General features: G+C 72.0%; 13 protein-coding genes, 1 tRNA gene and 1 pseudogene. 9 read left to right on the top strand and 6 right to left on the bottom strand.

The genetic code is table 11. From position 1 onward, the window contains the following. The 3 genes from VIM19_10545 to VIM19_10555 all read right to left on the bottom strand — a co-directional run. Positions 1 to 455 (bottom strand): FAD:protein FMN transferase (locus VIM19_10545; protein HEY5185322.1); only part of this gene is annotated, 455 nt, incomplete at its 3' end. After that, complete coding sequence (locus VIM19_10550; GenBank protein ID HEY5185323.1) at positions 452 to 919, bottom strand: hypothetical protein; 468 nt, start codon at positions 917 to 919, stop codon at positions 452 to 454. The genes VIM19_10545 and VIM19_10550, both read right to left, overlap by 4 nt. Continuing rightward, positions 912 to 1,397: a hypothetical protein gene (locus VIM19_10555; GenBank protein ID HEY5185324.1), complete on the bottom strand. Its 486-nt coding sequence runs from the start codon at positions 1,395 to 1,397 to the stop codon at positions 912 to 914. The genes VIM19_10550 and VIM19_10555 overlap by 8 nt, the downstream gene beginning before the upstream one ends. A gap of 239 nt (positions 1,398 to 1,636) precedes the next feature. Between VIM19_10555 and arcC the strand changes: the two are divergent. The 3 genes and pseudogenes from arcC to VIM19_10570 all read left to right on the top strand — a co-directional run bounded on the left by arcC (position 1,637) and on the right by VIM19_10570 (position 4,204). Then, positions 1,637 to 2,598 (top strand): annotated as a pseudogene (gene arcC, locus VIM19_10560) (carbamate kinase). 46 nt (positions 2,599 to 2,644) lie between these two features. Further along, the gene (locus VIM19_10565) at positions 2,645 to 3,760 is read left to right on the top strand and encodes a ring-opening amidohydrolase (GenBank protein HEY5185325.1); all 1,116 of its coding nucleotides are present in this window, start codon (positions 2,645 to 2,647) and stop codon (positions 3,758 to 3,760) included. A gap of 9 nt (positions 3,761 to 3,769) precedes the next feature. Next, on the top strand, positions 3,770 to 4,204 hold the full coding sequence (locus VIM19_10570; GenBank protein HEY5185326.1) for an SRPBCC family protein: 435 nt from the start codon (positions 3,770 to 3,772) through the stop codon (positions 4,202 to 4,204). Between the two features lie 8 nt (positions 4,205 to 4,212). Here VIM19_10570 and VIM19_10575 read toward each other — a convergent pair whose 3' ends face one another. Next, a complete protein-coding gene (locus VIM19_10575) occupies positions 4,213 to 4,977 on the bottom strand; it encodes a sulfite exporter TauE/SafE family protein (protein ID HEY5185327.1) in 765 nt (254 codons plus the stop codon). A gap of 102 nt (positions 4,978 to 5,079) precedes the next feature. Here VIM19_10575 and VIM19_10580 point away from each other — a divergent pair, with 102 nt between their 5' ends. From VIM19_10580 to VIM19_10590, 3 genes are read left to right on the top strand one after another with little or no spacing between them, the layout of a single operon-like run. Further along, positions 5,080 to 6,186 (top strand): NAD(P) transhydrogenase subunit alpha, encoded by a 1,107-nt coding sequence (locus VIM19_10580; GenBank protein ID HEY5185328.1) that lies wholly within the window; start codon positions 5,080 to 5,082, stop codon positions 6,184 to 6,186. Next, positions 6,183 to 6,500, top strand: a complete 318-nt coding sequence (locus VIM19_10585) for an NAD(P) transhydrogenase subunit alpha (protein HEY5185329.1) — start codon at positions 6,183 to 6,185, stop codon at positions 6,498 to 6,500. The genes VIM19_10580 and VIM19_10585 overlap by 4 nt, the downstream gene beginning before the upstream one ends. Then, complete coding sequence (locus VIM19_10590; protein HEY5185330.1) at positions 6,497 to 7,876, top strand: NAD(P)(+) transhydrogenase (Re/Si-specific) subunit beta; 1,380 nt, start codon at positions 6,497 to 6,499, stop codon at positions 7,874 to 7,876. The genes VIM19_10585 and VIM19_10590 overlap by 4 nt, the downstream gene beginning before the upstream one ends. A gap of 36 nt (positions 7,877 to 7,912) precedes the next feature. Here the strand turns inward: VIM19_10590 and upp are convergent, their stop codons facing one another. Next, positions 7,913 to 8,551 carry a uracil phosphoribosyltransferase gene (gene upp / locus VIM19_10595; protein ID HEY5185331.1) on the bottom strand — a complete coding sequence of 213 codons (639 nt, stop codon included), beginning with the start codon at positions 8,549 to 8,551 and terminating at the stop codon, positions 7,913 to 7,915. Positions 8,552 to 8,647: 96 nt separating this feature from the next. Between upp and VIM19_10600 the strand changes: the two genes are divergently transcribed. The 3 genes from VIM19_10600 (at position 8,648) to VIM19_10610 (ending at position 9,765) form a co-directional block, all read left to right on the top strand. Beyond that, positions 8,648 to 9,145 (top strand): tRNA adenosine deaminase-associated protein, encoded by a 498-nt coding sequence (locus VIM19_10600; protein ID HEY5185332.1) that lies wholly within the window; start codon positions 8,648 to 8,650, stop codon positions 9,143 to 9,145. A gap of 61 nt (positions 9,146 to 9,206) precedes the next feature. Continuing rightward, positions 9,207 to 9,665 carry a tRNA adenosine(34) deaminase TadA gene (gene tadA, locus VIM19_10605; protein ID HEY5185333.1) on the top strand — a complete coding sequence of 153 codons (459 nt, stop codon included), beginning with the start codon at positions 9,207 to 9,209 and terminating at the stop codon, positions 9,663 to 9,665. Between the two features lie 10 nt (positions 9,666 to 9,675). Beyond that, a tRNA-Ser gene (locus tag VIM19_10610) sits at positions 9,676 to 9,765 on the top strand. A 100-nt stretch (positions 9,766 to 9,865) separates the two neighbouring features. Here VIM19_10610 and VIM19_10615 read toward each other — a convergent pair. Then, positions 9,866 to 10,072: a tyrosine-type recombinase/integrase gene (locus VIM19_10615; GenBank protein ID HEY5185334.1), complete on the bottom strand. Its 207-nt coding sequence runs from the start codon at positions 10,070 to 10,072 to the stop codon at positions 9,866 to 9,868. Positions 10,073 to 10,225: the final 153 nt, after the last annotated feature.

The following is a 10,225-nucleotide window of genomic DNA, read 5'->3' on the forward strand; positions in this document are numbered from 1 at the left end:
CGGACCGCCCGGCCGTCGTGGTCCAGACCCGGCCGCCAGGGCCGGCGGGTGGCCAACGGCAGCCGCTTGTGCCGCCCGGCGGGGGCGCCGGGCTGGACGGCGACCTCGGTCGTCTCGAACGCCAGCGTCCGGTCGTATCCCCAGCGCTCCAGGGTGCGCAGCACCCGGGGGTCGAACAGACCCATCGTCTCCCGATGGGCCCGCTCGGCCTCGGTGACCGCGTCGAAGCACTCGGGCGGCAGCTGGTGCCACTCCCTCGGTCGGGCGTTGGCCCGCATCAGTGGACTGTCCGGGTTGAACCGGGTGCACGCGGTCTCCACCGCGGCGAACACGGCCCGTGCCCGCCCGACGGCGTTCGCCGCTCCCTCCCGAGGCTCCACCACGCGCACCGAGACCTCCGTGGCCATGGCCCGGAACGTCGTGGTGAGGTCCGAGCCGTGCAACGTGCTGCTCACGGCTTGGCCCCGGACGCCCCCGTCGTGGTGTGCGTGACGGGGGCCGGCGATGGTGCAGCGGGGGTCGCCGCGACGGTGGTGGTGCGGGTCGGCGTGGCCGCCTTCTGCGCGGGTGCCGCCGAGCGGGCGGGCGAGCCGGCCGTCGACTTCGACGTGGACCGGACGGCGGTGCTGCCCGTACCGGCCGCCACCGGCGCCGCGATCTTGGCGTTGAGCTGGGTCAGCGCGGTCTGCAGCGCGGTGAGCTGGGCCTTGCTCCGGGCGACGGCCTGCTCGAGCGCCGCCAGCTGCGGGTCGCCGGTCTTCGTCGGAGCCGGTGTCGGGGTGCTGACCGGCGTTGCGGACGAGGCATGCGGGTCGTGGGTAGCCGACCACGCGGCGGTCCCGGTGAACAGGCCCGCGGCGACGGGCGCAAGCAGGGCCGCCGCGGACCAGCGCGCCTTGTTGCCCCGGCGGTCAGTCATCCGCGCTGCCGTGCTCGCTGCTGCCGCTGCCCCCGTGCTCGTCGTCACCCTTGCTCGAGCTGGCACCGGTGGTGGCGTGCGCCTGGGGCTTGGCCGGCTGGGCGACCGGGGCGGGTGCCACGGGGGTGGTCGTCGTCGTCGTCGTCGGCGGCGGCGCGGTGGCTGCGGCGGCCGCGGCGGCCTTCTCGGCGGCCTCGCGCTGCGCCTCGTAGGCCTTGCTGGTGCTCGACAGGCTGCCGCTGAGCGCGGCGATCTGCTGGTCGAGGTCGGCGAGCTGTGCGCTGAGCGACTCCTTCTCGCCCGAGCCGCTCGCCGACGAGGTGGAGCTGCCGCCCGCCGTCGTGGGGGACGTCGTGGGGACAGCCGCGAGGGCTGCCCCGGCCCCGCCGAGGACGCTCGTGGCGGCCGCTGCGGTGACCACGATGCGGTGCGTGCGCTTCATGTCGTTCTCCCTTGGTGCGTGGGTGGTGACACCCATGAGGACACCTCGACGGCGGCCGGGGAAGGGCTTTAGCGGTGCCTTAGGAGCGATTTGTGCGCCCCTTCTCCGGGCTCTCCTGCTCGCCGCCCGGGTGGCGGATCCTGACCAACGCGCTGGGCCCGCCCGGGCACTCCTCGCCCGTGCTGGCGGCTGTTCGGCTCCCTAGAGTCCGGACGGATCGGCAGCCGGATCCGGAGCGGCCGAACGGGCGAACCGACCGACGGGAAGCAGGGGGCATGGGCGACGGCTCGCGGCGCGTGCTGGTCGCGCTCGGCGGGAACGCCATGACCGGCGCCGACGGCAGCGCGACCCCGGCGGCCCAGCGAGTCGCCATCACGGGCGCCATGGAGCGCGTCGCTGACCTGGTCGCCGCCGGCGTGGAGGTCGTGCTCACCCACGGCAACGGGCCCCAGGTCGGCAACCTGCTGGTCAAGAACGAGCTGGCCGCGCACGTCGTCCCGCCGGTCCCGCTGGACTGGTGCGGCGCGCAGACCCAGGGCACCGTCGGGTTCACCATCCTCGACGCGCTCGAGCTGCCCTTGGCCGCCGGGGGGTGCGGCGTCCCGCTGCTGCGCTCGTCACCCGCACCCTCGTGGACGCCGCGGACCCGGGGTTCACCTGTCCGACCAAGCCGATCGGGCGGTTCCTGCCGGCCGAGGAGGCGAAGCGGTTCGTCGCCCTGGGCCAGACGTGGGAGGACCGCGGCGAGCGGGGCTGGCGCCGCGTGGTCGCCTCCCCCCAGCCGCGGGAGATCCTGGACGCCGGGGCGGCCGAGGCGCTGATCGCGGCCGGCTTCGTCGTGGTGGCGGCCGGAGGGGGCGGGATCTCGGTCGGCAGGGACGCCGACGGGTCGCTGCGCGGCGTGGAGGCGGTCATCGACAAGGACCTCGCCGCCGCGCTGCTCGCCCAGCGGCTCCGGGCCGACCTGCTGGTTATCGCCTCCGACGTCGAGGCCGCCATGGTCGGCTTCGGCACCGAGCGGGCCCGGCCCCTCGGCCGGGTCACGCCGGCGCAGCTGCGCGCGCTGGCCGCCGAGGGACACTTCGCCAGCGGCTCGATGGGCCCCAAGGTGGAGGCCGCGCTGCGCTTCGTGGAGTCCGGCGGCTGGCGCAGCGTGATCACCTCGCTCGACCTCATCGCCGCCGCCGTGGACGATGCAGACGGCACCGTCGGCACCGTCGTCCAGGCGGCATCCTGATCGCAGAGTCCCTCTGAGTACCGAACCGAACCGAAAGGTGCCCCCCGTGGCCGAGCCCATCGAGGTCCGCAAGGTTCCGCTTCTGACCGTGACGGACGCGTCCGGCCTGACCGGGCTGATCGACGACGGCGTGCTCGACGCCGACTGGGTGATCGCCGTCATCGGCAAGACCGAGGGCAACGGGGGTGTCAACGACTACACCCGGATCCTGGCCGACCGGGCCTTCCGCGAGGTGCTTGTGGCCAAGGGCAGCCGCACCATGGAGCAGGCCATGCAGGTGCCGATCGTGTGGTCTGGCGGCACCGACGGGGTGATCTCCCCGCACGCGACGATCTTCGCGACGCTGCCGGCGGACCGGGCCGTGGCCACCGACAAGCCGCGGCTGACCGTCGGGTTCGCCATGAGCGACCAGCTGCTGCCCGAGGACATCGGCCGGGTGGCCATGATCGAGAAGGTGGCGGCCGCGGTCCGGGTGGCCATGGAGCGGGCTGGGATCACCGACCCGACCGACGTCCACTACGTGCAGACGAAGACCCCGCTGCTCACCATCCACACCATCCGCGACGCGCGCAGCCGCGGCAAGTCGGTGTGGACCGAGCAGACCCACGAGTCCATGGACCTGTCCAACGGCACCACGGCGCTGGGCATCGCGGAGGCCCTCGGCGAGATCGAGATGCCGACGGACGCCGACGTGCTGCACAACCGGGGGCTGTACTCGGCGGTGGCGTCCTGCTCCTCGGGCGTCGAGCTGGACCGGGCCCAGGTGGTCGTGGTCGGCAACGCCCGCGGCGTCGGTGGGCGCTACCGGATCGGCCACGGCGTCATGCGCGACGCGCTCGACCAGGACGGCATCTGGTCGGCGATCAAGGACGCCGGCCTCGACCTGCCCGAGCGGCCGCACTGGAGCGACCTCGACGGGCGGCTGGTGAATGTCTTCCTCAAGTGCGAGGCCGACCCCAGCGGGGAGGTCCGCGGGCGCCGCAACGCGATGCTCGACGACTCGGACGTGCACTGGTACCGGCAGATCAAGTCCTGCGTGGGTGGGGTGACCGCGGCCGTCACGGGAGACCCGGCCGTGTTCGTCTCGGTGTCCGCCGTTCACCAGGGGCCGCCCGGGGGTGGCCCGGTGGCGGCGATCGTCGACCTGGGTGGGGGGTCGTAGGGTCGGTCCATGCCGACCGACCGCAGCGTCGTGACCGTGGTGGTGAACGCGCCGTTCGACGAGGTGCTGGCCGCGGTCCGGGACGTCGAGAGCCAGGAGCACTGGGTCAAGGAGATCCACGAGTCCGACGTCCTGGAGGAGTACGAGGACGGCACCCCGGCCACCGCGCGGTTCACCATGGTGACCGGGGTGGGCTCAGACACCTACACCCTGGAGTACGAGCACGCGGACGACGCCATGGCGTGGTCGCTCGTCGACGCGCGGATGATGAAGGCCCAGAACGGCCGGTTCGACCTGCGCGACCTTGGCGACGGCAGCACCGAGGTGACGCTCACCCTCGAGGTCGACCACGGCCTGCCGGCCCCGGGGTTTCTGCGACGAAGGGTGCTCAACCGGTTCACTGCCGGCATCGCCCAGGGCCTGAAGACCCACCTGGAGGACTGACCCCGGGGTCAGGCCACCGAGAGCCGGATGGCGGCGACCACGGCCACCACCACGATGATGATCCGCAGGGTTCGCTGTGGCAGCTGTCGACCGTAGCGGGCGCCGACCGTGCCGCCCAACGTGGCGCCCACACCCACCGCGAGCGCCACCGCCCAGTCGACCGGGGCGAGGGCGATGAACAGCACGGCGGCCACCAGGTTGGCGACGCCGGCCAGCACGTTCTTCACGCCGTTCGCCGTCTGCAGGTCGGTGCCCAGGAAGACGCCGAGCAGGGCGATCAGGATCACCCCCTGGGCGGCGCCGAAATAGCCGCCGTACACCCCGGTGACGAACACGCCGACGGCCAGCACCGGCCCGCCGTGCGCCGGACGGGGGCCCCTGGCGGCGACCCGCCTCGCCACCCACGGCTGGACGGCGGTCAGCCCGGCGGCCAGCACGATGAGCACGGGGACGATCGCTTCGAACGCCGAGGCCGGCAGCGCCAGCAGCAGGACGGCGCCGGTGACCCCGCCGAGCGCGGCCAGCACTCCGAGCCGGCTCACCACCGCCCGGCGTCCGGCCAGCTCGCGACGGTAGCCGTAGGCTCCCGCGGCCGAGCCGGGCAGCAGGCCCACCGTGTTCGAGACGTTCGCGGTGAGCGGTGGCACCCCCAGAGCCACCAGCGCCGGGAAGGTCACCAGGGTGCCGGCCCCGACGATGGCATTCATCCCGCCGGCCACGAACCCGGCGGCGAGCATCGCGCCGAACCGCGCCAGCTCGCTGCCCAGGCCCACGGACCGCATCCTGTCAGGACGAAGGTCCCGTCCCTGACCCCGGGACCGGGTCGGGACTAGGGTCCCGTCTCGATTGGGGGGGCGTACCACTACGGTGCCGATGTGAGAGTCGTCGTCCCCGCAGAAGTCCGAGCTGGCGAGCGCCGTGTGGCCGCCATGCCGGACTCCATCCCCAAGTTGTTGCGCTCCGGCGTGGAGCTCGTCGTCGAGTCAGGGGCCGGGCGTCACGCCCGGATCTCGGACGCCGACTACGAGGCCGCCGGCGCGCAGGTCCGTGCCGGCGACGTGCTGGCCGACGCGGACGCCGTCCTGCACGTGTCGCCTCTTCAGCCGGAGCAGATCGCCCGGTTGCGGCGCGGCGCGGTCACGGTCGGCTTCGCAGCACCCACCGCCAACCAGGCCGGGGTGGCCGCCGCCCGAGACGCGGGCGTCACGGCGTTCTCCCTGGAGCTGTTGCCCCGCATCTCGCGGGCGCAGTCCATGGACGCCCTGACGTCGCAGGCGCTGGTGGCCGGCTATCGAGCGGCGCTGGTCGCCGCCGACCGGCTGCCGAAGTTCCTGCCGCTGCTCATGACGGCCGCCGGGACGATCCCGCCGGCTCAGTTCGTGATCCTGGGCGCCGGCGTGGCCGGCCTGCAGGCGATCGCGACGGCCAAGCGGCTCGGCGCCGTCGTCCAGGCGTACGACGTCCGGCCAGCCTCGGCCGACGAGGTCCGGTCGATGGGCGCGAAGTTCATCAAGCTGGAGCTCGAGTCGCTTGAGGCCGCTGGCGGCTACGCCCGCGAGATGACCGAGGAGCGGGCGGCCAAGCAGCGCGAGCTGCTCACGCCGTACATCACCGCCGCAGACGCCGTGATCACCACGGCGTCGGTGCCCGGACGCCGCGCCCCGCTGCTGGTGACCAGGGCGATGGTCGAGACCATGAAGCCCGGCTCGGTCGTCATCGACCTCGCCGCCGAGTCCGGCGGCAACGTCGAGGGCTCGGTAGCCGGCGAGGAGGTCGAGATCGGCGGCGCGCTCGTCTGGGGTGGCCAGGACGTCCCCTCGCAGATGCCGCTGGACGCCAGTCGACTGTTCGCCCGCAATGTCGTGGACCTGCTGCTGCTCATGGTGAAGGACGGTGAAGTGACGCCCGACTGGGAGGACGAGATCACCGCTGGGTGCTGGGTCACCCGCGACGGAGAGGTCCGCGAGGGGGTGGCGGTATGAACGAGAACATGGCCCTGCTGACCTTCTTCGTGCTGTCGGTGTTCGTCGGCTTCGAGGTCGTCTCGAAGGTCTCCACGACACTGCACACGCCGCTGATGTCCGGCGCGAACGCGATCCACGGGGTGATCCTGGTCGGCGCGATCATCGTGACCGGCCGGACGGACACCACCGCGGCGCTCGCACTCGGACTCGTCGCAGTCGTGCTGGCCACGATGAACATGGTTGGCGGCTTCGTCGTCACCGACCGGATGCTGGAGATGTTCAAGAGCAAGAAGCCGGCCCCGCGCCCCAGCGGTGAGGAGCCGAAGGCATGACGTCCACCTGGGTCTCGCTCGCGTACCTCGTCGCGGCGATCTGCTTCATCCTCGCCCTCAAGGGCCTGTCATCGCCGAAGTCGGCCCGCAACGGCAACCTGCTCGGTGCCTTCGGCGCGACGCTCGCTGTGGTCAGCACGCTCATCGCGTTCGACCTCAGCCACCTCGTGCTCATCCTCCTCGCCATCGTCGTCGGCTCGGCGGTCGCTGTGCCGGTGGCCCGGCGGGTGCAGATGACCGCGATGCCGCAGCTGGTCGCGCTCTTCAACGGCGTCGGTGGCGGGGCCGCCGCGATCGTCGCTGGCATGGAGGTGCCGCACACCGGCGGGGGCTTCGCGCTGGTCGCGTCGCTGTTCACCGTCATTGTCGGCAGCATCTCCTTCAGCGGGTCGGTGGTCACCTTCCTCAAGCTGCAGGAGATCATGACCACCCGGCCAGTCGTGCTGCCGCTGCACGGCGTGTTCTTCGGCGCCTCGCTGGTGGTCGCCCTCGGCGGCTCGGTCGTCGTCTTCACGAAGTCCGGCGAGGGGACCGCGGCGCTGTGGGTGCTGCTCGTGGTGACGATCGCGTCGCTGCTCTCCGGCGTCCTGTTCGTGCTGCCCGTGGGCGGCGCCGACGTGCCCATCGTGATCTCCCTGCTGAACGCGTTCACCGGCATCACCGTCGCGGCCTCCGGCTACGTCCTCGGTAACGTGCTGCTGCTCGTCGCGGGCACGCTCGTCGGTGCGTCCGGCACGATCCTCACCCGGCTCATGGCCAAGGCGATGGGCCGGCCAATCACCTCGACGCTGTTCGGCGCGCTCAAGGGCGGCTCGATGGCCGGGTCGACCGCTGTGGCGGGCGACCGTCCGGTGCGCTCGACCGGGCCGGACGACGTGGCCATCCTGCTGGCGTACGCGCAGAAGGTCATCATCGTCCCCGGGTACGGCCTCGCGGTCGCCCAGGCGCAGCACACGGTCCGCGAGCTCGCGGACCTGCTGCAGGACAAGGGAGTGGAGGTCCTCTACGGCATCCACCCGGTGGCCGGGCGGATGCCTGGGCACATGAACGTCCTTCTCGCTGAGGCCAACGTCCCCTACGAGCAGCTCAAGGAGATGGACGAGGTCAACCCGCAGTTCTCCACCACCGACGTCGTCTTGGTCATCGGGGCGAACGACGTGGTCAACCCGGCCGCGCGTGAGCCCGGCACGCCGATCTCGGGAATGCCCATCCTCGACGTGGACCAGGCCGCGAACGTCATCTTCCTTAAGCGGTCGATGCGTCCGGGGTTCGCGGGCATCGAGAATGAGCTGCTGTACCGGCCGAACACGACCCTGCTGTTCGGTGACGCCAAGGACTCCCTCACCAAGGTGGTCAACGCGGTCAAGAACCTCTAGCGCCAACTGCCCGTCGACGACGGGTCTGTGCGTGAGTCAGACGATGCCGTAGAGCCGGTCCCCGGCGTCGCCCAGCCCGGGCACGATGTAGCCCTTCCCATTGAGCTTCTCGTCCAGGCCGGCGGTGACCACGGTCACCTCGTCGGCGCGGGAGCCGAAGGTGTCCTGCAGCCGCCGGACGCCCTCCGGCGCCGCCAGCAGGCAGATCGCCGTCACGTCCGAGGCCCCCCGCGCGAAGAGCAGCTCGATTGCGGCCACCAGGGTGCCCCCCGTGGCCAGCATCGGGTCCAGCACGTAGACCTGCCGGTTGGCCAGGTCCTCGGGCAGCCGGTCCGCGTACGTCGTGGCCACCAGGGTGTTCTCGTCGCGGACCATGCCGAGGAACCCGACCTCCGCGGTCGGCATCAGGCGCACCATGCCCTCGAGCATCCCGAGGCCGGCCCGCAGGATCGGCACCACTAGCGGGCGCGGCTGGGCCAGGTGGACGCCGCTTGCGGGCCCGACCGGTGTGCGCACTTCGCAGGGCTCCACCCGCACGTCGCGGGTGGCCTCGTAGGCGAGCAGCGTCACCAGCTCCTCGGCCAGCCGCCGGAAGGTGGGGGAGTCGGTTCGCTCGTCGCGCAGGGTGGTCAGCTTGTGGGCGACCAGCGGGTGGTCGGCGATGTGGACGCGCATGGCGCACAGGCTAGTGCCCGGGCCCGGTGGCCAGCGGCCCGTATTCGGGACCCCTGGACCCTGGCCGCACGGGCCGCACCGTGTCACGATGCGCCCATGTCCGCTGACAGCGAGGGAACCGCCACCGACTTTGCCGTGGCCGTCTACCGCGAGGAGGGACAGTGGGTGGTGCAGGCGCTGCCACCCCGCGCCACCGACTCGCTGGACGCCCTGGTCCTGTCGCTGCGCCAGCAGCCGGCCGAGGGCGGGTCCCTCGGCATGGTGTCGGTGGCCGACGACTTCTTCGTCGCCGTCCGGGTCGTCGGCGAGAACGAGGAGATCCTGCTGTCCGACGTCACGGCGGCGCAGGACTGGCCGCTGGCCCAGGAGGTCCTCGAGCGGCTCGAGCTGCCCATGCCCGTGGGCGACGAGCTGGACGAGATCCAGCCGGCCGGCGACCTGACGATCTTCGAGGATCTCGGGCTGCCACCCATGGAGATCGCCTCCCTGTGCTCGGACGCCGAGCTGTTCCCCGACGAGATGCTCGGCTCCATCGCGGCCCGGCTCGGCTTCGGCGAGGACTTCGAGCGGGCCATCGACCGCGAGCTCGACTGAGGGCACCGCCGCCGGAGGCCCTAGCCTCTGCGCTGTGCTCACCCACCGGTACGACGCCGCCATGCGGCTGGCCCTGGCGGAGGCGGCCCGCTGCGCGCCGTCCGGTGACGTGCCGGTCGGCTGCGTCGTCCTGGGACCGGACGGCGATGTCCTCACGGCTGGCCACAACGCCCGTGAGGCGACCAACGACCCGACCGCGCACGCCGAAGTCGTGGCCCTGCGCGCCGCCGCGGAGAGGCTGGACAGCTGGCGGCTGACCGGCTGCACCCTGGTGGTCACCCTGGAGCCGTGCACCATGTGCGCGGGCGCCCTGGTCCTCGCCCGGGTGGACCGGCTGGTTTTCGGCGCCTGGAACGCCGACACCGGCGCGGTCGGGTCGCTGTTCGACGTCGTCCGGGACCGCCGGATCAACCACCGGCCCGAGGTCGTCGCCGGAGTCCTGGAGGAGGACTGCACCCGGCTGCTGTCCGGCTGGTTCGACGAGCAGCGCCGTTTCCGGACGCCGCCCGGAGTCGGGTAACCTACCCGGCGGTGGCGTGTCCGAGCGGCCGAAGGAGCACGCCTCGAAAGCGTGTGAGGGGGCAACTCCTCCGTGGGTTCAAATCCCACCGCCACCGCCAGTCGTTGCCGGTGTTTGTGCAGGTCACCGACCTGCAGGAGCACCTTCAACACCCCCGAATTGGCCCTCTGGTCACAGGAATGGTCACAGAACCGCCGGGATCACTCCGACTCACCGGTCACGAGCGCCGAGACCCGGGCAGCCGCCATGGCCTGCATGTCCGTGTCGACGTGCGAGTACGTGTCCAGCGTGACGGACACGTTCGCATGCCCGAGACGCTCCTGGACCACCCTCCGGTGCACACCCGCTCGGAGGGCGAGCGTAGCGTGGGTGTGCCTCAGATCGTGGTTGTGCCGACATCGGCACAACCATGATTATGCCGACCTCTGGGTTATGCCGATGGTGGCCTGAGATCCATTGGCCTGGTTGGGAAGTTGAGCCTCGCAGGTCGGCATATTCAGAGGTTCTCCAGGAACACAAGGAGTGCGTCAGGGGGCTTGTAGGGGCCGGCCTTGGCGGTC

It is taken from the genome of Actinomycetes bacterium (genome assembly GCA_036510875.1).
GTDB lineage: Bacteria > Actinomycetota > Actinomycetes > Prado026 > Prado026 > DATCDE01.

Excerpts from the sequence above, each read along its gene's own strand:
- VIM19_10550 (HEY5185323.1), bottom strand. The coding sequence starts at position 919 with ATGACTGACCGCCGGGGCAACAAGGCGCGCTGGTCCGCGGCGGCCCTG.
- VIM19_10555 (HEY5185324.1), bottom strand. The coding sequence starts at position 1,397 with ATGGGTGTCACCACCCACGCACCAAGGGAGAACGACATGAAGCGCACG.
- VIM19_10570 (HEY5185326.1), top strand. The coding sequence starts at position 3,770 with ATGCCGACCGACCGCAGCGTCGTGACCGTGGTGGTGAACGCGCCGTTC.
- VIM19_10585 (HEY5185329.1), top strand. The coding sequence starts at position 6,183 with ATGAACGAGAACATGGCCCTGCTGACCTTCTTCGTGCTGTCGGTGTTC.
- VIM19_10590 (HEY5185330.1), top strand. The coding sequence starts at position 6,497 with ATGACGTCCACCTGGGTCTCGCTCGCGTACCTCGTCGCGGCGATCTGC.
- upp (HEY5185331.1), bottom strand. The coding sequence starts at position 8,551 with ATGCGCGTCCACATCGCCGACCACCCGCTGGTCGCCCACAAGCTGACC.
- VIM19_10600 (HEY5185332.1), top strand. The coding sequence starts at position 8,648 with ATGTCCGCTGACAGCGAGGGAACCGCCACCGACTTTGCCGTGGCCGTC.
- tadA (HEY5185333.1), top strand. The coding sequence starts at position 9,207 with ATGCGGCTGGCCCTGGCGGAGGCGGCCCGCTGCGCGCCGTCCGGTGAC.